This is a genomic window from Roseibium sp. AWQ4_290 (assembly GCF_056160985.1).
Map to the genome: position 1 here is coordinate 36076 of NZ_JBSWYG010000018.1, position 23068 is coordinate 59143.

General features: G+C 61.4%; 21 protein-coding genes. 7 read left to right on the forward strand and 14 right to left on the reverse strand.

Annotated elements, in window-relative coordinates; all coding sequences use genetic code 11:
- From ACXAH0_RS17975 to ACXAH0_RS17985, 3 genes are read left to right on the forward strand one after another with little or no spacing between them, the layout of a single operon-like run.
- Complete coding sequence (locus tag ACXAH0_RS17975; protein ID WP_475193726.1) at nucleotides 1–792, forward strand: ABC transporter permease; 792 nt, start codon at nucleotides 1–3, stop codon at nucleotides 790–792.
- Nucleotides 789–1829, forward strand: coding sequence for an ABC transporter ATP-binding protein (locus tag ACXAH0_RS17980; protein WP_475193731.1), 1041 nt, complete (start codon nucleotides 789–791; stop codon nucleotides 1827–1829). Before ACXAH0_RS17975 ends, ACXAH0_RS17980 begins: the two co-directional genes overlap by 4 nt.
- Nucleotides 1826–2638, forward strand: a complete 813-nt coding sequence (locus ACXAH0_RS17985) for a phosphodiesterase (RefSeq protein WP_475193735.1) — start codon at nucleotides 1826–1828, stop codon at nucleotides 2636–2638. Before ACXAH0_RS17980 ends, ACXAH0_RS17985 begins: the two co-directional genes overlap by 4 nt.
- Before the next feature lie 19 nt (nucleotides 2639–2657).
- Here the strand turns inward: ACXAH0_RS17985 and ACXAH0_RS17990 are convergent, their stop codons facing one another.
- From ACXAH0_RS17990 to ACXAH0_RS18020, 7 genes are all read right to left on the reverse strand, one after another.
- Entirely contained in the window at nucleotides 2658–3398 is a 741-nt protein-coding gene (locus ACXAH0_RS17990) for an SDR family oxidoreductase (RefSeq protein WP_475181434.1), read from the reverse strand.
- Nucleotides 3399–3456: 58 nt separating this feature from the next.
- Nucleotides 3457–4911 carry an aldehyde dehydrogenase family protein gene (locus ACXAH0_RS17995; RefSeq protein ID WP_475193739.1) on the reverse strand — a complete coding sequence of 485 codons (1455 nt, stop codon included), beginning with the start codon at nucleotides 4909–4911 and terminating at the stop codon, nucleotides 3457–3459.
- A gap of 10 nt (nucleotides 4912–4921) precedes the next feature.
- The gene (locus tag ACXAH0_RS18000) at nucleotides 4922–6526 is read right to left on the reverse strand and encodes an ABC transporter ATP-binding protein (RefSeq protein WP_475193743.1); all 1605 of its coding nucleotides are present in this window, start codon (nucleotides 6524–6526) and stop codon (nucleotides 4922–4924) included.
- Nucleotides 6523–7353 carry an ABC transporter permease gene (locus tag ACXAH0_RS18005; RefSeq protein WP_475181422.1) on the reverse strand — a complete coding sequence of 277 codons (831 nt, stop codon included), beginning with the start codon at nucleotides 7351–7353 and terminating at the stop codon, nucleotides 6523–6525. Before ACXAH0_RS18005 ends, ACXAH0_RS18000 begins: the two co-directional genes overlap by 4 nt.
- Nucleotides 7350–8297 carry an ABC transporter permease gene (locus ACXAH0_RS18010; RefSeq protein WP_475193746.1) on the reverse strand — a complete coding sequence of 316 codons (948 nt, stop codon included), beginning with the start codon at nucleotides 8295–8297 and terminating at the stop codon, nucleotides 7350–7352. Before ACXAH0_RS18010 ends, ACXAH0_RS18005 begins: the two co-directional genes overlap by 4 nt.
- Nucleotides 8298–8394: 97 nt before the next feature.
- The gene (locus ACXAH0_RS18015) at nucleotides 8395–9891 is read right to left on the reverse strand and encodes an ABC transporter substrate-binding protein (RefSeq protein ID WP_475193750.1); all 1497 of its coding nucleotides are present in this window, start codon (nucleotides 9889–9891) and stop codon (nucleotides 8395–8397) included.
- A gap of 32 nt (nucleotides 9892–9923) precedes the next feature.
- Nucleotides 9924–11207: an acetylornithine deacetylase/succinyl-diaminopimelate desuccinylase family protein gene (locus ACXAH0_RS18020; protein ID WP_475181410.1), complete on the reverse strand. Its 1284-nt coding sequence runs from the start codon at nucleotides 11205–11207 to the stop codon at nucleotides 9924–9926.
- A gap of 85 nt (nucleotides 11208–11292) precedes the next feature.
- Here ACXAH0_RS18020 and ACXAH0_RS18025 point away from each other — a divergent pair, with 85 nt between their 5' ends.
- From ACXAH0_RS18025 to ACXAH0_RS18040, 4 genes are all read left to right on the forward strand, one after another.
- Nucleotides 11293–11847, forward strand: a complete 555-nt coding sequence (locus ACXAH0_RS18025; protein WP_475181406.1) for a PAS domain-containing protein — start codon at nucleotides 11293–11295, stop codon at nucleotides 11845–11847.
- Between the two features lie 166 nt (nucleotides 11848–12013).
- Nucleotides 12014–13948: a PrkA family serine protein kinase gene (locus ACXAH0_RS18030; RefSeq protein WP_475181403.1), complete on the forward strand. Its 1935-nt coding sequence runs from the start codon at nucleotides 12014–12016 to the stop codon at nucleotides 13946–13948.
- A gap of 22 nt (nucleotides 13949–13970) precedes the next feature.
- Nucleotides 13971–15293, forward strand: a complete 1323-nt coding sequence (locus tag ACXAH0_RS18035; protein WP_475181400.1) for a YeaH/YhbH family protein — start codon at nucleotides 13971–13973, stop codon at nucleotides 15291–15293.
- Nucleotides 15286–16785 (forward strand): SpoVR family protein, encoded by a 1500-nt coding sequence (locus ACXAH0_RS18040; RefSeq protein ID WP_475181395.1) that lies wholly within the window; start codon nucleotides 15286–15288, stop codon nucleotides 16783–16785. The genes ACXAH0_RS18035 and ACXAH0_RS18040 overlap by 8 nt, the downstream gene beginning before the upstream one ends.
- 77 nt (nucleotides 16786–16862) lie before the next feature.
- On the opposite strand, the gene ACXAH0_RS18045 is transcribed toward ACXAH0_RS18040, so the two are convergent.
- From ACXAH0_RS18045 to ACXAH0_RS18075, 7 genes are read right to left on the reverse strand one after another with little or no spacing between them, the layout of a single operon-like run.
- Nucleotides 16863–18119, reverse strand: coding sequence for an ABC transporter substrate-binding protein (locus ACXAH0_RS18045; protein ID WP_475193755.1), 1257 nt, complete (start codon nucleotides 18117–18119; stop codon nucleotides 16863–16865).
- A complete protein-coding gene (locus tag ACXAH0_RS18050) occupies nucleotides 18116–19093 on the reverse strand; it encodes a branched-chain amino acid ABC transporter permease (RefSeq protein ID WP_475193760.1) in 978 nt (325 codons plus the stop codon). The genes ACXAH0_RS18045 and ACXAH0_RS18050 overlap by 4 nt, the downstream gene beginning before the upstream one ends.
- Nucleotides 19090–20004, reverse strand: coding sequence for a branched-chain amino acid ABC transporter permease (locus ACXAH0_RS18055; RefSeq protein ID WP_475193765.1), 915 nt, complete (start codon nucleotides 20002–20004; stop codon nucleotides 19090–19092). The genes ACXAH0_RS18050 and ACXAH0_RS18055 overlap by 4 nt, the downstream gene beginning before the upstream one ends.
- Complete coding sequence (locus ACXAH0_RS18060) at nucleotides 20001–20729, reverse strand: ABC transporter ATP-binding protein (RefSeq protein ID WP_475193771.1); 729 nt, start codon at nucleotides 20727–20729, stop codon at nucleotides 20001–20003. The genes ACXAH0_RS18055 and ACXAH0_RS18060 overlap by 4 nt, the downstream gene beginning before the upstream one ends.
- Entirely contained in the window at nucleotides 20722–21495 is a 774-nt protein-coding gene (locus ACXAH0_RS18065; RefSeq protein ID WP_475193778.1) for an ABC transporter ATP-binding protein, read from the reverse strand. The genes ACXAH0_RS18060 and ACXAH0_RS18065 overlap by 8 nt, the downstream gene beginning before the upstream one ends.
- Nucleotides 21488–22570 carry an aldo/keto reductase gene (locus tag ACXAH0_RS18070; RefSeq protein WP_475193782.1) on the reverse strand — a complete coding sequence of 361 codons (1083 nt, stop codon included), beginning with the start codon at nucleotides 22568–22570 and terminating at the stop codon, nucleotides 21488–21490. Before ACXAH0_RS18070 ends, ACXAH0_RS18065 begins: the two co-directional genes overlap by 8 nt.
- Nucleotides 22567–22977, reverse strand: coding sequence for a TIGR04076 family protein (locus ACXAH0_RS18075; protein WP_475193786.1), 411 nt, complete (start codon nucleotides 22975–22977; stop codon nucleotides 22567–22569). Before ACXAH0_RS18075 ends, ACXAH0_RS18070 begins: the two co-directional genes overlap by 4 nt.
- Nucleotides 22978–23068: the final 91 nt, after the last annotated feature.

The following is a 23068-nucleotide window of genomic DNA, read 5'->3' on the forward strand; positions in this document are numbered from 1 at the left end:
ATGCCGCGTTCCCTCTCCTGGAGCTTGCAGCTTCTCGTCACCCTCCTGACGGCCCTTTTCCTGATTGTGCCTGCCATCCAGTCGGTGCTGGCCGGACTTACCGTGAATTATTTCCGCGGCCTGTCTTCCGGCCTCACCCTGAAATGGCTGGGCCGGGTCTGGGAGCTTTATGCGGACAGTATTTTCCTGTCCCTCTGGCTGGCCTTCATGTGCCTCATTGTCACCCTGATCATCGGCGTCCCAGCGGCCTATGGCCTGGCCCGCACCCCTGGACGGCTGTCACGCATTCTCGAAGAGTTCATCTCCCTGCCTCTTGCGGTTCCCGGCCTTGCCCTGGCTCTTGCCCTGCTTCAGCTCTATGGCACCTTGAAAGGGTTCCGCACCTCCTGGGCCTTCATTCTGGTCGGCCATGTCCTTTATACGCTCCCCTTCATGGTCCGCTCCGTATTGGCGGTGCTGATGGCCATGGATTTCAAGACCCTTGAGGAGAGCGCGGCCACCCTTGGAGCCTCCCCCTGGACCCGCTTTTGCACCATCATCGTGCCCAATGCCATGCCCGGCATCCTGGCCGGAGCTCTCACCGTCGTCACACTCTCCATCGGCGAGTTCAACCTTACCTGGATGCTGCACACACCTTACCTGAAAACCCTGCCTGTCGGCCTTGCAGACAGCTACGCCTCCATGCGCCTGGAGGTTGCCTCGGCCTATACGCTCGTTTTCTTTGTCATGATCGTGCCTTTGCTGATGGCCATGCAGTGGGCCTCCGTCAGGGCCCAGAGGATTGCCCAATGACGCTTACCATCAAGAACGCCAGCAAGACCTTTGGCGACGGCACCCGCGCGCTCAAGTCCACCAGCCTCAGCGTTGCGCCCGGCGAGATCCTGTCTCTTCTAGGCCCGTCCGGCTGTGGCAAGACCACGCTGCTGAGGATCATTGCCGGGCTGGAGAGCCCGGACAGCGGCACGGAACTCTGGTTCGAGGACACGGACGCGACGCACACACCGGTGGAACAGCGCAATGTGGGCATGGTGTTCCAGTCCTATGCCCTGTTTCCAAACATGTCAGTGCGCGCCAATATCGGCTATGGCCTGAAGGTCCGCAAGATCGAGAAAGCCGAGCGAGACCGGCGTGTTGAGGAATTGCTCGCACTCTGCCGTCTGGAAAACTATGCCCACCGGCCCGTGACCGCCCTCTCCGGAGGCCAGCGGCAACGGGTGGCCCTGGCCCGCGCTGTCGCCCCAAGACCGCGCATCCTGCTTCTCGATGAACCCCTGTCGGCCCTGGATGCGGCACTGCGCGACAGCTTACGGGACGAACTGGCCGCCATGTTGCGCCAGTTCAACATCTCGGCGGTTTTCGTCACCCATGACCAGTCCGAGGCCATGGCCATTGCCGACCGGATTGCGGTCTTGCGCGACGGCCGGCTGGAACAGGCCGGCAGCCCGGAAGAGCTGTACCACGCGCCGGCCTCTGCCTTTGTCGCCCGCTTCATCGGCAATGCAATTGCGCTGGAAGGCCGGATCGAAGCCGGAAAACTGATCCTGCCCGGCGGCACTCTGGCACTTCCGGCAGGCGCGGCAGGCAAGAGCATTTTCGTGCGGGCGGAAAGGATCCGGCCGGACCCGGACGGCCCCCTGGAAGGCACCGTCGAGAATGCCGTCTTTTCTGGAGGCCACTACCGGCTCACCCTGAGCGGCATCTGCCCGGAGCCAGGTCTCCTCCCCCTTCACCTGACCAGCAAAACCGCCCCGGGAAAGGGCACGCGTATGCGCGTTGCCATCGATCCGGACGATCTCCTTCTTCTCTCTGACACCCAGCCGGCTCCATGACCAAGATAATCCAGATAACCGACACCCATATCGTTCCGGACGGCGGGCTTTGCTATGGCAAAGTCGATACCGCTGCGGCTCTGGCCGAAACCGCCGCAACCTTGACCCAGCGCCTACCCGAGATCGATCCTGTCGATCTGGTGCTCGTGACCGGGGACCTGACCGAACATGGCCAGCACGCCGAATATACCCGTTTCAAGCACATTCTGGCCGGGCTGGAGCTGCCGCTGCTGGCCGTGCCGGGCAACCACGACAACCGGGACGCTTTCCGCAAGGCATTTGCTCAGAACGACTGGATACCGGCGGAGGGGCCCATCAATTGGATCAGGGATCTGGAGGCCTTTGCCGTAATTGGCCTCGATACGCTTGTGAGCGGGAGCGCCCATGGCGAGATTGCTCCGGCCACCGCCGAATTTTTAAAACGGCAGCTCGCCGCCCTTGGCGGAAAGCCCGTGCTGATCGGCTTCCACCATCCCCCCTTCACAGTTGGCATTGAGGCGATGGACCGTCAGAACCTGACCAACGCCAATGTGCTTGCCGAGGCAATCTGTGACTATGAAGGCGAGGTTCAGCTTGTCTGCGGCCACCTTCACCGGACGATCTCCGGGCTCTTTGGCGGCAGGCTGTGTCAGGTCGCGCCGGGTCCCTCCCACGCCGTCACGCTGGACCAGCGGCACGCTGCCGAAAACAGCCTGACGGTGGAGCCGGGCGGCCTGATGCTGCATGAATGGCGCCGCGGCCGGTTCTTAAGCCACCTCCTGCCTGTTGGCGCCTTTGACGGCCCCTATCCTTTTGCCGGGGTATTCTGAGCCCCGGTTTGGCGGACGCTCAGATACAACGTCCGCCATCGACCTCCATGGCGGCCCCGGTGATCATGGCCGCCTCGTCGGAACACAGGAAGGCGGCCGCATTGCCCATATCTTCGGGTGTTGAAAACCGGCCAAGCGGGATGGTGGAAAGGAATTTCTGCCGGATTTCCGGCGTGTCCTCGCCCATGAAACTCTTCAGCAAGGGGGTTTCCCCCGCCACCGGGCAGATCGCATTGACGCGCACACCAGACGGGGCCAGTTCCACGGCCATGGCCTTGGTGGCCGTCACCATCCAGCCCTTGGATGCATTGTACCAGTTGAGCCGGGGCCGGGGACTGAGCCCGGCAGTGGAGGCCACATTCAGGATGGCCCCCCGCCCCGCTTCGCTCATGGCAGGCACAAAATGGCGGGCGGTCAGATAGACGGACTTGCAATTGACCGCAAACACCCGGTCAAACTCCTCTTCGCTCACCTCCTGCAGCGGCATGGGCAAATGGGTGATCCCGGCATTGTTGACCAGAATGTCGACCGGGCCGAGCAAAGCGGCCGCCGTTTCTGCCAAAGCCGCAACGCTTGCGTTGCTGGCCACATCGACCTCGGCCGCCTTCGCGCCGGTTTCTGCTGCGGTTTTCTCGGCGAGCCCGCCATTCAAATCGGCAATCAGTACCTTTGCGCCTTCCGCACAGAATTTTCGTACAATCCCGGCGCCAAACCCGGAGGCACCGCCGGTCACGATGGCGGTTTTTCCCTGAAGTCTCATCCGTTCCTCCCGTTTTCCATTTCCTGTCGCATGTGCCTGCGCCCGCAACGCCACGGCCTCAGCCGTGATAGGCGGCCACTGTCTTCAGCACCGTGAAGCCGTAAAGCGCTTCAAATCCCTTTTCCCGGCCATGGCCGGACTTGCCGATGCCGCCAAAGGGCAGTTCAACACCGCCGCCCGCACCATAATTGTTGAGAAAGACCTGGCCGGAGCGGAGCTTGCGGGCCAAGCGCATCTGCCGTGCGCCGTCCCGGGACCAGACGCTGGCCACCAGCCCGTAATCCGTGCCATTGGCAACCGCCACGGCCTCGTCCTCATCGTCAAAGGGAATGATGACCTGCACCGGCCCGAAAATCTCGTCCCGGGCCAGGCTGTGCGCAGCAGGAACATCGGCAAACAGGGTCGGCTGAACATAATGCCCCCCGTCCGGCGTGTCGCAAAGCTCGCCTTCCGCAGCTTTCTCAAGGCCGGTTCCCCGTTCCAGAAACCCGGTGACGATGTCTTTCTGTTTTGCCGAAATGAGCGGTCCCACATCAAGGTCCGCCAGGGCTGGCCCCACTTTCAGCGCGCGGTAGCGCGCCGCCATTTGCTCCACCAGTTGATCCTTTACGGACCGGTGCACCAATATGCGCGAGGACGCGGAACAGGTCTGGCCCGCATTCTGGATACCCGCATTCACCAGAAAGGGCAGGGCGGCCTCCAGATCCGCATCCCCGAAAACCAGCTGGGGCGACTTGCCGCCAAGTTCCAGGGTCACCGGCACCACGTTTTCAGCCGCCAGCCGTTGAACCTCGGCGCCGGTCGTCACCGATCCGGTGAAACTGATATGATGAATGCCCGCATGCCCGGCAAGCGCGGCACCAGCCTCCGCACCAAGCCCCGGCACCACGTTGAGCGCCCCGTCCGGCAGGCCCGCCTGACAGGCGAGATCCGCAAAGGCCAGCGCGGTGAGACAGGCATCTTCAGCCGGTTTCAAAACACAGGCATTGCCGGTGGCAAGCGCCGCGCCCACCGACCGGCCGATGATCTGCATCGGATAGTTCCACGGCACGATATGCCCGGTGACCCCATGCGGCTCGCGCAAGGTATAGACGGTGTACCCTTCCAGATAGGGAATGGTGTCCCCGTGGAGCTTGTCCGCCGCGCCGCCGTAAAATTCCAGATAGCGGGCCAGCGCCAGCGCATCGGCCCGGGCCTGTTTCAAAGGCTTGCCCACATCCAGCGCCTCGATCCGGGCAAGCGCGTCCACCTTCTCCCCCACCAGTCTGCCGAGCCGGGTCAGAACGCGGCCACGCTCAACCGCGCTCGTGGCGCCCCATGCGCCCTGCCAGGCCGACCGGGCCGCTGTCACAGCCGCATCGATATCCTGCCGCATGCCACGGGCAATCGATCCGATTCCGGCACCCGTCGACGGGTTTTGCAATGGCAGGGTCTGGCCCTCCACCGGGGGCACCCACCGGCCGCCGATCAGGCATTTTGCCGGATCAAACCAAAGATCAGGCCTGTCAGTCATGGGAGCTCCTTTAAGCGGTGGCAGATTGAGGGGCGACAGCCGGGAGAACCGGCGCGGCGGCGACAAGCTGGCGTGTATAGGCATCGCGCGGACTGTCGAAAACGGTGCCGGTCGGCCCTTCTTCCACGATCCGGCCAGCCTTCATGACCAGCACCCGCTCCGTGATGGACCGCACGACGCCAAGGTCGTGGGAAATGAAGAGATAGCTGAGCGCATAGCGGCTGCCGAGATCCGCCAGAAGATCCAGCACCTGGGCCCGGACGGAGACGTCCAGAGCCGAGACCGCCTCGTCCAGAATGATCAGGTCCGGGCGGATGATCAGCGCCCTGGCAATGGCGATCCGCTGGCGCTGGCCGCCGCTGAATTCATGGCTGTATTTGAGACGGTCTTCCGCCGTCAGCCCGACGCTTTCCAAAGCCTCGACAACCGCCTCCTGCCGGGCCTTACCCCTGGGCGGGGCGTCCAGCAGGTGAAAAGGTTCGGCCACGAGCCTGTCCACCCGCCAGCGCGGATTGAAGCTGCCATAAGGGTCCTGAAACACCACCTGCATGCGCCGGCGCACGGCCCGGTTCGCCTTGTGCCCGGTAAAGACAGGCTCCCCGTCAAACAGGATTGTGCCACCCTGCACCTCTTCCAGCCCCAGGATCGCGCGGGTCAGGGTGGATTTGCCACATCCGGATTCGCCCACCAGACCAAGGCTCTCCCCCTTGCGCAGTTCAAAGCTGACAGCATCCACCGCACGGACCTTGTTGGCTGAGCCCCAGAAGCCGGAAGTCCGGTCTGCATAGTCCCGCACCACCGCGCGCACTGACAGAAGAGACGCCTCTCCCGCCCCGGCCGTCCGCTCGGGCACATGGGCAGACGCTGCCAGCAGCGCGCGGGAATATGGATGTTGCATGGTTCTGAACAGGGTGTCCGCCGAACCGCTTTCCACCACCTCTCCCTGGCGCATGATCACCAGATCATCCGCCAGATCGGCGACAACGGCCAGATCGTGGCTGATCAGCATCAGCCCCATGCCATCTTCGGCCACCAACCGTTTCAACAGCGTCAGGATCTGCGCCTGGGTGGTGACATCAAGGGCGGTGGTCGGCTCATCCGCGATTAAAAGCTTCGGCTTCAGGGCGATCGCCATGGCGATCACCACCCGCTGGCGCTGGCCACCGGACAGCTCATGTGGGTAGCGGGTCAGCGGAAACCGGTCCTGGGGCAGCTCCACCCGGCGCAAGGTATCTGCGGCCCGCGCCATTGCCTCGCCCTTTGACACGTTTTCGTGCACCCGGATCGTTTCGGCCACCTGGGCGCCGATGGTCATCAGGGGATTGAGCGCCGTCATTGGCTCCTGAAACACCATTCCGGCCACCCGGCCGCGCAGGCTGCACAGGTCTTTTTCCGGGGCTAAGAGAATGTTCTGGCCATCCAGGGTGATGGTCCCGGAAGATGCCGCGCCATGGGGCAAAAGCTGCAAAACGCTGAGCGCGGTCATGGATTTCCCCGACCCGCTTTCGCCGATCACCCCCAGAATGCGGCCCGGCACGATCCGCATGGACACCTTGTTCAGGACCTGCGCGCCGTGGATGGACAGGCTGAGATCCTCAATCTGCAACAGGCTCATCCGCGCGCCCTCCGCAGTTTCGGATCCAGAAGATCGCGCAGGCCGTCGCCCAGCAGGTTCAGGCCCAGCACCGTCAAGAGGATGGCAAGCCCCGGAAACAGAGCCAGATTCGGAGCCAGGGAAATCATCGTCTGACTGTCGGCCAGCATCCGGCCCCAGCTGGCCGTCGGCGGCTGCGCGCCCAGCCCCACATAGCTGAGGCCGGCTTCGGCCAGAATGCCGAGTGAAAACTGGATCGTACCCTGAACGATCAGGAGGTTGGTGACATTGGGCAGCACATGTTCCACGGAAATCCGCGCTGCGCCCTTGCCTGCGACCCGGGCCGCCAGAATATAGTCCCGGCTCCACAGGCTGAGCGCAGCGCCCCGGGTCAGCCGCGCAAAGACCGGAATGTTGAAGATGCCGATGGCGATGATGGCATTGAGCGCGGAGGCGCCGAAGACCGCCGTGATCATCACCGCGATCAGCAGGCTCGGAAAAGCAAAGACCAGATCGTTCAGCCGCATGATCCCCTCATCCAGCAGGCTGCCCTTGCGCGCGGCAGCGGCCAGCCCGAGCGGCACCCCGGCCAGCATACCAATGCCGACCGCCACCAGCGCAACGGCAATGGAGGTGCGCGCGCCCACCATGATCATGCTCAGGATATCCCGGCCGAACTGGTCCGTGCCAAAGGGGTGGGCCAGACCCGGCGGCTTCAGCCGGTCAGAAATCGCCAGAACCGTGGTGTCGTAGGGCACCCAGACAAGACTGACCAGCGCGGCCCCGGTAAAGAGCAATGTCAGGACAAGCCCGGGCAGCAGGGCCCTGTTCTGCACCAGCGCCCTCATCGCGGCCGCCTCAGGCGCGGGTCAACCAGGGCATAGGCCATGTCGACGGCGAAATTTACCATAATCACCGCGCAGACCAGCAGCATCACCACGCTCTCAACCACGATCAGATCCCGGGCGCTGATCGCCTGAAACACCAGGCGGCCAAGGCCGGGCAGATAAAACACATTTTCGATGATGATCGCTCCAGCCAGCAGAAAGGAAAACTGCAACCCGAGGATCGTCAGAACCGGAATCAAGGCATTGCGCAGCGCATGGCGCCACAGAGCCTGGCCCCGGGTCAGCCCCTTGGCGCGCGCAGACCGGATGAAATCTTCCCCCAGCGTGTCCAGAAGGCTGGAGCGCATCACCCGCGTGAGAATGCTGGCCTGTGGCAGCGCCAGGGCGATCGCAGGCAGGGTCAGCGCTTTCAGGCCCGCCCACAGCCCCGCTTCCCAGCCGGGAAACCCGCCGGCAGAAAACCAGCGCAGATTGATGGCAAACACCAGCACCATGAGCATGGCGAACCAGAAATTCGGAATGGCAAGGCCGAGCTGGGTCACACCCATCACGCCTGCGTCCCCATAGGACCCGCGCCGTGACGCGGCCCAGATCCCGGCGGGAAAGGCGATCAGCGTGCTGAGGACAAGAGCATAAAGGGCCAGAGGCAAAGACACTTGAAGCCGGTCGGAAATCAGCTCCGCCACCGGCGTGCGGTAGGTGTAGGAGATGCCGAAATCCCCGGTGAGGAGCCCCCCGGCCCAGGCGAGATAGCGCTGCAGCACCGTCCCGTTGAGACCCAGCTGCTCCCTCAGGGCGTTGAGCGTGTCTTCCTGGGCATTGATCCCGAGCATGTAGCTGGCCGGGTCTCCAGGAACGACTTCCAGCGCCAGGAAAATCACCCCCGACGCCACCGCGAGGCTGAGGACAAGTGAGACAAGGCGTTTGAGAAAATACGTCAGCATGGTCCTGCCAGCCGTTTGGTCCCGGCTGTATTTTGAGTGTCTGGCCGTACCGGAAAGGGCGGGCGCCTGTCACGCAGGTTCCCCCGCCCGAAGGGCGTCATTTGTCCCAATAGACGGCCGTCAGATCCGTGGCCTGGGTCGGCTGGTTCTTCCAGAGCCCGCTAACGCCCGCATCCGCCACCGTTGGGAACGCCAGCTGGAACAGATAGGCATTCACATAGTCCTTGGCGATCATTGTTTCGGCGTCTTTCAGCAGCGCAGAACGCTTTTCCGGATCGGTTTGTGCCGTGATTTGCGCATAGAGTTTCTGGAAGGCCGGGCTGTCATACTGGAAATAATAGTCCGGCCGCGCATAGATGCCGATATCCATCGGCTCCGTGTGGCTGACAATGGTCAGGCCGAAATCCTTGCCCCGAAACACCTGTTCCAGCCACTGGGCCCATTCCAGATTGGTGATCTCGGTCTGAATGCCGACGGCCCGCAGTTGGGAAGCGATGATTTCGCCGCCCCGGCGCGCATAGGAGGGCGGCGGCAGCTTCAGGCTGGTGGTGAACCCGTCCGGATATCCGGCTTCCGCCAGAAGCTTTTTCGACAGCGCCGGATCATAGGCGCTGAGACCGGTCAGATCGACATAGTCGGGATTGTGGGGCGCGAAATGGGTACCGATTGGCGTGCCATAGCCGAACATGGCGCCGTCAATGACCGCCTGCCGGTCAATGGCATGGGCCACCGCTTCACGCACCTTGAGATTGTCGAACGGCGGCTGCTTGTTGTTCATGGCGAGGATGGTTTCGCCTTCCGTCGTGCCGACAATCACCTGGAACCGCGGATCGGCCTCGAATTGGGGCAGGTTTTCCGGGGCAGGATAGTTGACGAAGACATTGACATCCTCGGCCATCATCGCGGCAAAAGCAGCAGTCGGATCGGAAATGAACTTGAAGGTGACCTTTTCGAGCTTGGCCGGGGGGCCCCAATAGTCCGGGTTCTTGACCAGATCAATCTTGTCACCCTGGACCCAGTCAGAGAACTTGAAGGCGCCGGTGCCAATGGGGCTGGTCTTGATGCTGCCAATGCTTTCCGGCGCAACGATCACCGCATCGCCCCAGGCCATGTTGAACAGAAAATTGCTGTTGGCCGCTTTCAGCGTGACCTTCACCGTCAGCGGATCCACCACCTCAACCGTATCGATTCCGGAAAACAGCGCCTTTTGGGCATTCGCGCTGTCATCAGCCCGGGCCCGGTCCAGGCTGAATTTCACATCCTCGGCCGTCATCTTCGTGCCGTCGTGGAACGTCACCCCGTCATGGAGCTTGAACACATAGGTCTTGCCGTCGCCAGACACCGTCCAGCTTTCGGCAAGGCCCGGATTGACGGACCCGTCCGGCCCGAAGCGGGTCAGCCCTTCAAACACATTGGCGTAAAGCACAGAATCGATGGCCCCGGCCGCCGCGCTGGTCGGGTCAAGATGAGGCGGTTCAAGCTGCATTGCCACCACAATATCGCTCTTGGCCTCGGCCATGCCGATGCTGGCCATCAGTGCCAATGCGCCGATCAGACCCGTTCTTATCCTGTTCACACACCAGTTCAATGCCATGTCTGTCCCCTTATGTTTCTTGTCCCGCGTCTTCACCGCCCCGCAAGCAGATCGATCAGCGCCCGGCCCATCACCTTTGCTGAATCCAGCATATCCTCCACACCCACATATTCATCCGGTTTATGTGCAAGATCCAGAATGCCGGGACCGTAGGCGATGCAGTTTTTCAGTTTTCCGATCCGGTCGATATGTTTCTGGTCATAGGTTCCCGGGCTGACGACATATTCGGCCTGTTTGCCCATGGTTTCCTGAATGGCTTTTGCCACCGTTTGCACCACCGGCGCCTCCTTGTCCGTCATGGTCGGCAGGACCCGGTGCAATTCCCGCATCTCGTATTTGAAAGTGTTCCTCTTGTCCGCAACCGTTTCCAGGATCCCGGTGATTTCAGCCTGCACATCCTCAATGGTCTCTTCAAGCAGAAAGCGGCGGTCGATGATCATGCGGCAACTGTCGGGAACACAGGGGCTCGGCAGACCGGTAAAGTCAGCATCGCCTTCCGACTGGCCGCCATGGATCGAGTTGATGTTGAGGGTCGACTGACGCGCCCCTTCCGGCACCACGGGCATTTCGGTCCGTTTTTCCGCAAGGGCGGGAAAGAGGCTGTCTTCCATCTCTTCCAGAACCGCGCCCATATGCCGGACCGCACAATCGCCAAGGAACGGCATGGAGCCGTGGGCGATTTCCCCGAAAGTTTCCACCTCCGCCCACCAAACCCCCCGATGGCCAAGGCAGATCCGGTCCTTGTTGAGAGGTTCGGGAATAATGACATGCTGCACGCGCTCCGGTGCGAAATAGCCTTTGCCAGCCAGATAGGCGACCCCACCGAAACCGCCGGATTCCTCATCCGCCGTGCCGCTGATCTCCACCGCCCCGGAGAAGCCGGGGCACACCGCCAGAAACGCCTCGGCCGCAACGATGCTGGCCGCAAGACCGCCCTTCATGTCACAGGCCCCGCGCCCGTAGATCTTGCCGTCGTGAAGCTCCCCGCCAAATGGGTCCCGCGTCCAGCCGAGCCCGACATCGACCACATCGATATGGCTGTTGAAATGAACACACTCTCCCGGCCGGGGGCCTTCGCGCCGTGCAACCACATTCCAGCGCGGATATTTTTCGCTGTCCCCAGGCGCGCCATGGGCGCGCACCAGCTCGATGTCAAAGCCGGAGGCCTTGAGGCGCCCGGCGAGATAGTCGCAGATCTCCCGGTAGTTTTCGCCCGGCGGATTGAGGGTCGGGATTTGCAACAGATCCTGGGTCAGCGCGATCAGATCCTCGCGTCTTGCCTCGATTTCTCGAATCAGTTGATCGGTCAAATCCATGCGGCCCAGTCCTGATCTGGCAAAATTTACAGGAACTATGCTACCATCCACCTACGGTGCCAATACCGTAGGATCACGGTGAGCCATGCAGGATATCAACAGCCTTGCATTCGACTATGCGCCCATGGGCCTGGCGCTGACCGAGCATCGTGTCATCAGAACCTGCAACCAGACTTTTGCCGATATGTTCGGATATGAAAAAGACCAGCTTCTGGGGCGCAGTTTCCGGTTGCTCTACGGCTCGGACGAGGAATTTCATCAAGTTCGGGACATCGGCCTGAAGCCGCTCAGCCAGTCGCTGCCCTATACGGATGAGCGGCTGATGCGCAGGGCCGACGGCTCGCGGATCTGGTGCCGTTTCCGGGCCAGAACCTTGACACCGGATCAGCCGCTCGCCCGCACGGTTCTGAGCTTTGCGCTGATTGACGACACCCGCAGCGGGCCGAAACTCACCCCACGTGAACGGGACGTTTTGCTGCTGCTTTCAAAAGGGCTGACCAGCAAGGAAATGGCCCGTCTGCTGGGTCTTTCGCCGCGCACGGTGGAAGATGTGCGGGCCCGGCTCTTGAGGAAATTCAAGGTCAAGTCGGTGGCCGTTCTGTTGACCCGGCTGTCGGGTCTGCGGACTGGCAATTCATAACGTAGCGTTATCAATGAGGATAGAAAGTTGACGCTGCTGGATTGAATAATTTTCGCAATCAAATTTTATGACAAACCCCAAAGATTAAGTTGCCAGAACATGCGTTTGTCCCATCTAATTTATATGGGGGCAGGCTGTTTGGGATCGCCTAGCTGGAAGTTGGAACATGGAGATTTACACGCGTTTCGCGGAAGATTACCGAAATAGGAACCTGGAGGAACTTTCCATCCAGGATTACCTGCTGGGATGCAGGGACGACCCTTTGATGCGCGCGACGGCGGCCGAGCGCATGATGGCCGCCATTGGCGAGCCGGAGATTATCGACACCAGCCAGGATCAGCGGCTGGGCCGGATTTTCATGAACCGGACGATCAAGCGCTACGCCCCTTTCAAAAACCTGTTCGGCATGGAGGCCACGATCGAGCGGATCGTCGGTTTCTTCCGCCATGCCAGCCAGGGTCTGGAAGAGCGCAAGCAGATCCTTTACCTGCTCGGACCGGTCGGCGGCGGCAAATCCAGTATGGCCGAAATCCTGAAAAAGCTCATGGAGCAGGAGCCAATCTATGTGCTTAAGGCGGGCGATCAGATCAGCCCGGTCTATGAATCCCCCCTTGGCCTTTTCAGCGCCAACCGGGTCGGCGACCTCCTGGAAGACAAATACAATATTCCCCGGCGCCTGCTGACCGGGCTGATCTCCCCCTGGGCCACCAAGCGTCTCGACGAGTTCGAAGGCGACATTTCCAAATTTTCCATCGTCAAGCTTTATCCCTCGCGCTTGCGTCAGATTGGCGTTACCAAGACCGAACCGGGAGATGAGAACAATCAGGATGTCTCTGCCCTGGTCGGCAAGCTGGACATCCGCAAGCTGGAGGAATTCAGCCAGGATGACCCGGACGCCTACAGCTATTCCGGCGCCTTGAACCGGACCACTCAAGGCCTGATGGAATTCGTGGAGATGTTCAAGGCCCCGATCAAGGTGCTGCACCCCTTGCTGACAGCGACCCAGGAAGGGTCCTATGTGGGCACCGAAAATATCGGCGCCTTGCCGTTCCAGGGGCTGATCCTGGCCCATTCCAACGAATCCGAATGGAGCCAGTTCAAGAACAACAAGAACAATGAAGCGTTTCTGGATCGGATCAGCGTGGTCAAGGTGCCCTACTGCCTCAGGGCCTCTGCCGAGGCGGATATCTATGAAAAGCTGCTGAGCCAGAGCGCTCTGGTAGATGCCCCCTGCGCTCCTGAGACCCTGCCGCTTCTGGCCCGGTTCAGCGTGCTCACCCGCCTGCATGAACATGAAAATTCGACGCTCTATTCCAAGCTCCGGGTCTATGACGGCGACATGCTGAAGGATTCCGATCCCAAGGCGAAATCCTTGCAGGAATACCGGGACGCAGCCGGCGTCGACGAGGGCATGAACGGCATTTCCACCCGGTTTGCCTTCAAGGTTCTGTCGGAAACCTTCAATCATGACACGGAGGAAATCTCCGCCGATCCGGTGCACCTAATGTATGTACTGGAACAGGCCGTGCGGCGGGAACAGTTCGATGCGGAAACCGAAAGCCGCTATCTGGACTTCCTGAAGACGGAACTGGCCCCGCACTACGCGGAATTCATCGGCAACGAAATCCAGAAAGCCTATCTGGAATCCTACACCGACTACGGTCAGAACCTGTTCGACCGCTACATCGCCTATGCGGATGCCTGGATCGAGGAACAGGACTACAAGGACCCGGACACGGGCCAGATCTTCGACCGGGAGGTTCTGGAAAAGGAACTGGAGAAGATCGAGCAGCCCGCAGGTGTCGCCAACCCGAAGGACTTCCGCAACGAGGTCGTGAAATTCGTGCTGCGTGCCCGCGCGGAAAACCAGGGCCAGAACCCGGATTGGCGCCGCTATGAAAAACTGCGCCAGGTCATTGAAAAGCGCATGTTCGGCAAGGTCGAGGAGCTGCTGCCCGTCATCAGCTTCGGGGCCAAGCGGGACAAGAAAACCGACGAAAAGCACCATGAATTCGTCGAGCGCATGACCGGGCACGGCTACACGAAACGGCAGGTTCGCCGCTTGGTGGAGTGGTATATGCGCGTGAACAAGGCCGGGTAGGCGGATGGGGGCGCATTGAACAATGGCGCATTTCATCGACCGGCGGCTGAACCCGAAAGACAAGAGCCTGAGCAACCGGCGCAGGTTCTTGAAACGGGTGCGCACGCAGATCAAGAAAGCCGTGGAAGAAGCCGTGCGCGAGCGCAGCATTGCCGATGTAGGCCGGGCGAAAAACGTGTCGGTCCCCACAGAGGGCGTCGCCGAGCCGACCTTCCGCAAGGCCGCAGATGGCGGCCGCCGCGAGCGTGTCTTTACCGGCAACAAGACCTTTCAGGCCGGCGACCGGATTGAAAAACCACCCCGCACCGGCGGCGGCGGCGCCGGTAAGCAGGGAGCCCCTGATGGCGAGGGGCAGGATGATTTCCTGTTCGCCCTGTCGCGGGAAGAATTCCTCGATTTCTTCTTTGACGATCTGGAGCTGCCGGATCTGGTGAAGGAGAGCCTGAAGGAAATCACAAAGACCCATCCGCACAGGGCGGGCTATTCCACCTCGGGCGCCCCGGCCAATATCAATGTCGCCCGCACCATGCGCAATGCGCTAGGACGGCGCATCGGGCTGAAGCGCCCCCGGGACAAAGACGCCCAGGAGCTTTTGAAGCGCATCTTGACGCTGGAGGCCGTTTCCAAGCCGACGGCGAAACAGCGCGCGGATCTGAAGGCCCTGCGCACCGAATATGAAAAGCTGCAGAAGCGGCGCAAGGTGATCGCCTATATCGACCCGCTGGATGTGCGCTACAATTATTTTGTCCAGCAGCCGGAACCGAACTCCAATGCGGTGATGTTCTGCCTCATGGATGTCTCGGCCTCCATGGGCGAGCGGGAAAAGGACCTTGCCAAGCGCTTTTTCATGCTGCTGCACCTGTTTTTGAACCGGCGCTACGAGAAAACCGAAATCGTCTTCATCCGCCATACCCATGACGCTTCGGAAGTTGATGAGGACACGTTTTTCTATTCCCCGCAAACCGGCGGCACCATGGTCAGCTCCGCCCTGGTGGTGATGAATGAGGTGATCCGGGAGCGCTATCCGCCCTCCGAATGGAACATCTATGCGGCCCAGGCCTCGGACGGCGAGAATTTCAGCGGCGACTCGGAGCGCTGTGTGGCGCTGCTCACCCAGGAACTGATGCCGGTCTGCCAGTATTTCGCCTATGTGGAGATTGTGGGCGAGGACGAAGCGCAGCTGATCAACAGCGAAGCAACGGGCATGGAGCTTTGGGAATCCTATGGCTCGGTGGCCGAGCGCTGGCCCAATTTCGCCCGCAAGCGGGTCTCCAGGATCGCGGATATCTATCCTGTCTTCCGCGAGCTGTTTGCCCGTGAGCCCGCAGGAAAAAGCCATGGCTAGACGAACCGCCCGCTCCAAACCGGAGCTCCTGTTCGATCAGACCGACTGGGACTTCGACACGCTCCGGCGCACCCTTGATGCCATTGAAGAGGTGGCGAGGGACGATCTGGAGCTGGATTTTTATCCCAACCAGATCGAGATCATCTCCTCAGAACAGATGCTGGATGCCTACTCGTCCGTGGGGATGCCGCTGATGTATCACCACTGGTCCTTCGGCAAGCATTTTCTCGGGCATGAGCGGCTCTACCGGAAGGGCGCCCGGGGCCTTGCCTATGAGATCGTGATCAACTCCAATCCCTGCATCAGCTACTGCCTGGAAGAAAACACCATGCCGCTGCAGGCGCTGGTGATGGCCCATGCGGCCTTCGGGCACAACCACTTCTTCAAATCCAACCACCTGTTTGAACAATGGACCGATGCGGACGGGATTCTGGACTATCTGGAATACGCCCGCCGCTTTCTGGCCGAGTGCGAGGAAAAACACGGGGGCAGCGAGGTGGAGGCCACCCTGGACGCAGCTCACGCCCTGATGCCCCACGGGGTATTCCGCCACCGGCGCCCGCGCCAGTTGTCCCTGCGCGAAGCGGAAGAGCAGCGTCAGCAGCGCATCGCCGCCGCCCAGCAGAATGTCTATTATCTCTGGAACACACTGCCCAACCAGAGCGACGCCAAGCGCCTGAAGGACACCGGCCTCTTGGGCCGCAAGCGGGATATGCAGCTGCCGGAAGAAAACCTCTTGTATTTCCTGGAGCTTTACAGCCCCATACTGGCCCCCTGGCAGCGCGAAGCCTTAAGGATCGTGCGCAATATCAGCCAGTATTTTTACCCGCAGAAACAGACGAAGGTGATGAACGAGGGCTGCGCCTGTTTTGTTCATTACTACATCTTGAACAAGTTGCATGCCGATGGACGCCTCTCCGATGGAGCCATGCTTGAAATCCTGCACAGCCACACCAATGTTCTGACCCAGCCCGGCTTCGATGATCCCCGGTTTTCCGGTATCAACCCATATGCGCTCGGCTTTGCCATGATGGAGGACATCAAACGGGTCTGCACGGACCCGACAGAAGAGGACCGGGAGTGGTTCCCCGAAATTGCCGGATCAGGAGACTGGCGCACGGTGCTGAAACATGCCTGGGCCAATTACCGGGATGAGAGCTTCATCCAGCAATTCCTGTCGCCCACGGTCATGCGCCGGTTCCGCATGTTTGCGATTTCCGATGAGTCCCATTCGCGCTTCTGCACGGTCACCGGCATTCACAACACCCATGGCTACCGGCATTTGCGCGATGTGCTGGCCCAGGATCATGACCTTGCGGCGATGGAGCCGGACATTCAGGTGGCCGACGCCGACCTTCTCGGTGACCGGTGTCTGCATCTTCAATCCGTCCAGCGCAACGCCGTGCCTCTGGAAGCCTCCAGCCGGGCGGCAACGCTGAAATATGTGGAACGGCTGTGGGGCTACAAGGTCGAGCTGGTGGAAGTGGACTAGAAGCCGGTCAAACCCTATGAACAACCGCCCGGCGCTCAGCGCCGGGCAGCTCTGAAGGTTTTTCAAGGGCGGCGGTCTTACTTCTTCAGCGTGGCGATATAGGCATCCACCTCGGCCAGGGAGAGATATTCCACCTCCTCCGTGCCGCTTTCGGAGAACTTCCAGACAACGGCCGGAGCCGAGACATCGCCATTGGCGTCAAACCGCACATCGCCTGTCGCGCCCTGATATTTGACCGTGCCACCTTCCGCGAGGGCCGCCTTGGCTGCCTTGAACCCGGCTACATCCGCCGTCACCGGTGTTCCGTCCGGGTCCGTGACCTTGGCAACGGCGGCAGCGATCTCGGCGCCGGACGCCTCTTTGCCGGCCGCTTCCATGGCCAGAAGCGAGATCATGGCCGCATCAAAGCTGTTGGCAAGGCCCGGTCCGTTCGGCTCGGAGCCGAATTTCTTTTCATAGGCAGCCTTGAACGCATCGGCGCTGGCAACCCGCGGCGAGGCCGTGTCCGTTCCCAGGGCCTTGCCCAGATATTGCAGGCCGACATTGTCCCGGAACTCGTCGGATTTCAGCGAGTTGGCAAGGATCATGTTCTGCGTGCCGCCAAGGGACAGCCATTCGCGCACGGCCGACGTGCCCTCATTGGGATAAAGCGCCAGATAGAGCGCATCCGGCTGGCCGGTGAGGGCCTTGGTCACCTCGGCCCGGTAAGAGGGCTGAGCGTCGTTGATGGCCACGGACGCGGTCACCTCAATGCCGTCGGCGGCGAAATCGGCGGCAATCAGCCGGGCCATATCCTGGCCCCAGTCGTCATTCTTGTACAAAATGGCGATCTTCTTATAGCCGTTATCCGCCGCCACCTTGGCCCCCATGGCCGCCTGTACGGCGGTGGTGGCAAAGGTTCGGAACCAAAGACCCTTGGTCTTGCCGTCCTCGGCCAGCTTGGTGAAGGCGGTGGAAGAGGAGCAGCAGGACATCTGCATGACGCCTGACGGACCGGTGACCGAGGTCAGGATCGGCATGGACACGCCGGAGGAAACGGCCCCAAGCAGCAGCTTGACCCCTTCCAGATCGACCAGTGCCTTGGCAGCATCCACGCCGACCTTGGGATCAACCTGGGTATCGCGCAGGACCATCTCGATCTTGCAGCCGGCCGCGCCACCGGCCTCGTTGACCTGATCGATCGCAAACTGGGCGACTTCGGCAATCGGGCGGCCCCAATCGACGGAGGTCGGCAGGGTGGCGCCTATTTTGGTGGTGCAGTCCTGGGCCTGGGCACCGGTGCTCAACGCGGAGACCCCTGCCGCAAAAGCGGCAAAGATAAGTGACTTCTTCATGTGAACCCCTCTACTTTTGACTTCTCCCGGTTCTGGCCGGGTTGGGAAACGACCAGCTGCTCGGGAAAAAGGCCCTGCGGCCTCCAAAGCAGCATGCCGACAATCACCAGGCCGATCAGGATGAACTGGATCGATCCGGTGTAGAGCTGGGCTTCGACAGGCGCGAAGCGTGACAGCCCCCATCCCGAAAAGGTCCAGGCGCCCCATATGAGGCAGGCCCCGGCCAGGGCGCCCTTCGTGTTTCCGGCCTCGCCGACAATCAGCATGGCCCAGATCTGGAAGGTCAGGATGGGAAGAACGTCCTGTGGACTGACAAAAGCATAGAAGGTGCCGTACAGCCCGCCAGCAAGGCCAATGATGACCGAGCCTGTGACGAAAGACAGGAGGCGAATGCGGTCCGGCGCCTTGCCCAGAGACTGTGCTGCGGTCTCGTCCTCGCGGATGGCGCGCAGTAGCCGGCCGAACGGAGACACGGTCAAGCGCTCCAGAAACTGGAAAACCAGTGCCAGAATTCCCAGAACGCAGATCAGAAAGGCCAGATTGTAGCTAAACCCATCCCCGAGCAGCGCCTGGAAAGGGCGCTCGAACCCCCGAATGCCCTGAGCCCCGCCGGTGAGCGCAGTGGCGTTGCGCACTACATTTTCAAAGGCGACCGCCACACCGAAAGTGGCAATGGCCAAGTAATCGTGGCGCAGGCGCAAGGTCAGCTTGCCCACAATCCAGGCCAGCCCCCCGGCAAAGGCCATGCCGCCCAAAAGCGCGAGCGGATAAAAGAGGCCGAACCCGCCCAGCTGGCCGGCCTGCGGGGCCCCGCCCAGGATCAGCGTGCCATAGGCCCCGGCCCCGAAGGAGGCGACGACGCCGCCATTGAACAGGCCGGTATTGCCCCATTGGAGGTTCAGACCCAGAACGGCGATCCCCAAAATGGCGGCAACGGTGAGAAAGAAAATCAGATAGGAAGCAATGCCGATCATGCCCGGGCCTCCCCGAAGAGCCCGTTGGGGCGGATCAACAGCACAGCGAGGATCATCAGGAACGGCACCGACGGGCTGTAGCCGGAGGGCAAAAGGAGCAAGGCCAGGTTTGAGGCAATGCCCACAATAAAACCGCCCAGAACTGCCCCGTAGATGCTGCCGATGCCGCCGACAATGGTGGCGGCAAAGATCGGCAGGACCAGATCCCGGCCCATAACCGGCGTGATCTGATAGCTGAGGCCGTAAAACACCCCGGCAACCGCGCCGAGCCCGCCGCCAATGAGCCAGACCACCATCACCATGCGTTTCAGACTGACCCCGTGCACCTGGGCCAGCCCCGGATTTTCCGCAACCGCGCGCAGGGCAAAGCCGAATGTGGTGCGCGACAGCACAAGATAAAGCAGCAGCATCAGAACAAGCGCTGCCGCTAGCACAAACAGCTGGTCGGGCTTGACCAGCAGCAACGGATCACGGGACAGGACCATGGCAAAGGCAATGTCGCGGGAATAAAGCTCCCCTGACAGGCCAAAGATCAGGCCGATGACATTGCGGATGACAAGAGAAATGCCGAACGACGCAAACACCATGGAGAGTTCCCCGCCCTTCTCCCGAACCCTTTTGAATATGAACTTGTCAATCAACACCGCCGTCAGCCCGGTCAGGACCATGGAGGCCAGCATGGCCAGTAGCAGCGCACCGGTGAGCGAGAGGCCGCCGAGTTTTTCAGACAGGACCGGAGTGAGCGCGGCGAACAACCTGTCAAAGACAAGCGCGCAATAGGCCCCAACGGACAGCAGTTCGGCATGGGAGAAATTGGCGAAACGCAAGATATGCATCACAAGTGTGAGGCCGATGGCGCCAAGGGACAGGTAGGAGCCGACCAGGACCCCGTCAACAAGATGCTGTATCATGCCACGCCCCGCCTTTCACCGCCGAGATAAATGCGGCCCAGAGCCGGGTCTTCCAACAGGCTCCTGGACGGTCCGTCAAGCTGGTTGCGGCCTTCAGCCAGCACATAACAATGATCGGCGCGGCGCAGGGCCTGTTTCACATTCTGTTCGACCAGCAGGATCGTTACCCCCTGATCCGTGAGCGCCTTGGCGTGATCCAGCACCTCTTCGGCCGCCTTGGGCGACAGGCCTGCGGAAGGCTCGTCCATCAGGATCACTCGGGGCACGGCCGCCAAAGCCATGGCGACGGCCAGAAACTGCCGCTGGCCTCCGGAAAGGGAGCCGGCCTTTTGCACCCGCTTGTCTGCCAGCACCGGGAAGCGCTGGAAAAGCTCTGCCAATCTGGCGGGCGGGTCAGCTTGTCCTTTCAGGGCTAGATCCAGATTTTGCTGGATGGTCAGGGTCCGGAACACATTGTCCGTCTGGGGTACATAGGCAACGCCAACCCCGGTCATCCGGTCCGGCGTCTCCTGCGTGATGTCGCGGCTCTCAATACGGATCGCGCCGCTGCTGACCGGCAGCAGGCCGAAAACGGTCTTGATCAATGTGGATTTGCCCGCCCCGTTCGGCCCGATGATGGCGGTCATCTTGCCCCTTTGCGCGGTCAGGGAAACATCGCTCAAGATGGGAAGATCCGGCACATAGCCTGCCGTGACCCGGTCAATGGTCAGCACGGCGTCAGACATCGGCGGGTGCCCCCAGATAGGCATCCAGCAGCAGTGGATTGGACTGGGCGTCCTTGGCACTGCCTTCAAAGACCACCTTGCCTTCCGCCAGTGCAATCACCGGATCGCAATGGCGCATAACAAAATCCATGTCGTGCTCGATGATCAGGAAGGTTTTGCCGGTCCGGTTCAATTCCTCGATCTTCCCGATCAGGATCTCGGTCAGCGCCGGATTGACGCCGGCCGCCGGTTCATCCAGAAGGATGAGTTTGGGATCGCCCATCAGCACCCGGGCCAGTTCCAGAAGTTTCATCTGGCCCCCGGAAATCTTGCCCGCGGGCTGATCCGCAAGGGGTAGCAGGGTCACGAAATCCAGAACCTCCAGCGCCCGGCGGCGGATCTCCTGTTCCTGGATGCGCATCCGGCCCCGTCCGAACACCGCCCCCCACAGGGTTTCTCCGCTCTGGTTCAAGGGCGCCAGCATGACATTTTCAAGAACGCTCATGCGCTTGAAAGGCCGGGGGATCTGGAACGTGCGGCCCAGCCCTTGCGCGAATCGGCGGTCCGGCGGCAAGGACGAAATATCCGTGCCGAAATAAGCGATCCGGCCGCCGGTTGGCGCCAGATCCCCGGCCAGCACATTGAAAAGCGTTGATTTTCCGGCCCCGTTCGGGCCGATCAGGCCGGTGATCGAGCCTGTCCGAATGCTGAGCGTGACCCCGTCAACCGCCTGGAAGTCTCCGAAAGACCGGCTGATGCCGTCAAGCTGCAGGATCGGTTCAGCCATCAGCGGCCCCCAGTACCTTGTCATCCGGCCGGGTGTTGAGATTGTATTTCATGATCCGGCCATGGCGCCCGGCCCGGTCCCCTTCCAGCCCGAAGACGGGCCCCTGGGGGCCGGGAGCCCGGGCCAGAAGAGCTGCAATCTGGCCCAGGTCCCTGTCATCGAGCTGGAAGCGGAACACCTCAAGGGTCTTCGGCAGATGCCGGGCATAGCGCGCCCCTACAATGGCAGCGGCGACCCGGGGCTGCTGCAGCACCCAGCGGGTTGCAACGGAACTGAGCGTCACGCCGTGGCGCGCGCCGATGTCCTGCAACAGTTCAAGAAGCTCCTGAAAAGCGGACCAGGGACCGAATTCATCAATGATCAGCCGGTATTTCACCAAAGACCGGTTGTCAAAGACAAAGCCCGGGTCCGGCTGGCCGAGCCAGGTTTCTGTCAGGAACCCCCCGGCCAATGTGCCGTAACACAGAAGCTGCAGATCATTTTCCGCACACCAAGGCACCAGGGTGTGCGCCGGGCGCCGGTCGAGCAGGGAATATTGCACCTGGGTCGACACCAGATCGATGCCCGCGTCCAGAAACGGCCTTGTGTCGGCAACATCCCAGTTGGTGACCCCGAGATGGGCGATCTTGCCCGTGTCCTGGCAGCGCTTCAAAGCCTCCATGGCCTTGACAGGCGCGCCGATCCCAGTGTCCCACCAGTAGAATTGCACCAGATGAAGCCGGTCGATGCGCAGCCGCTTCAACGACCGGTCGACAATCGCCTCCACCTCATGATCCTGAAGATCCGCCAGCCTTTCCAGATCCGGCACCAGCTTCGTGTGCACCTGAACCCGGCTGGCAGTCTCTCCTCCGCGCCTGCGGCGCAGATCGGCAATAAAGGTGCCGATCATCTCTTCCACGCCCGTATAAATGTCGGCGCAATCAAAGGCTGTGATGCCAGCATCCACAAAGGCTTCCATGTCGGCAATGGCCGAGGCAGGGTCCACCGGACCATGGTCTCCGGCCAGCTGCCAGCCACCCTTGATGACACGGGAAATTGCATGGCCGGGCCGCAGCTCTGCGGTTTCTGCGCTCATTCGGCCTCATCCTTCTGCCAGTAAGGGGTGCTGCGCGCCCCGGGCAGGCCGGTGGTTTCCGCGTGAGAGAACCAGCGCTTCTTCGTCCGGGTGATTTTGAAGCGGCCGCCGCAATGGGGATCGGGACAGGCGACCTCGGCGTCGGTGGTCATCCAGTCGGCCGGGTGTGTGTCCCGCTGCTTTGCGGGCAAAAGCGGCAGGACCGCCGCAAGCGCATACATGGACACGCGCTGCCCGGCGGAAAACACAAGCGCCTCGCCCTCCACGGCAAAGCTTTCGCCTTCCACATGGCGGCAGACCGGCGTGCGGCCGTCCAGCACGGTCTCGACCTTCAGGTCATATAGCCAGAACCCGTCGTCCGCCCCCGCCGGAGGCGTTCCGGATTTCTCCTCACTGTTGTCAGCCACTGCGCTCCCCGGTTTTTTGTCTTGGCGCCTTGATTGTGATCTGTGATATTTTATACTATGTCTCAAAATTTCAATGTCAAGACAAGAAGCG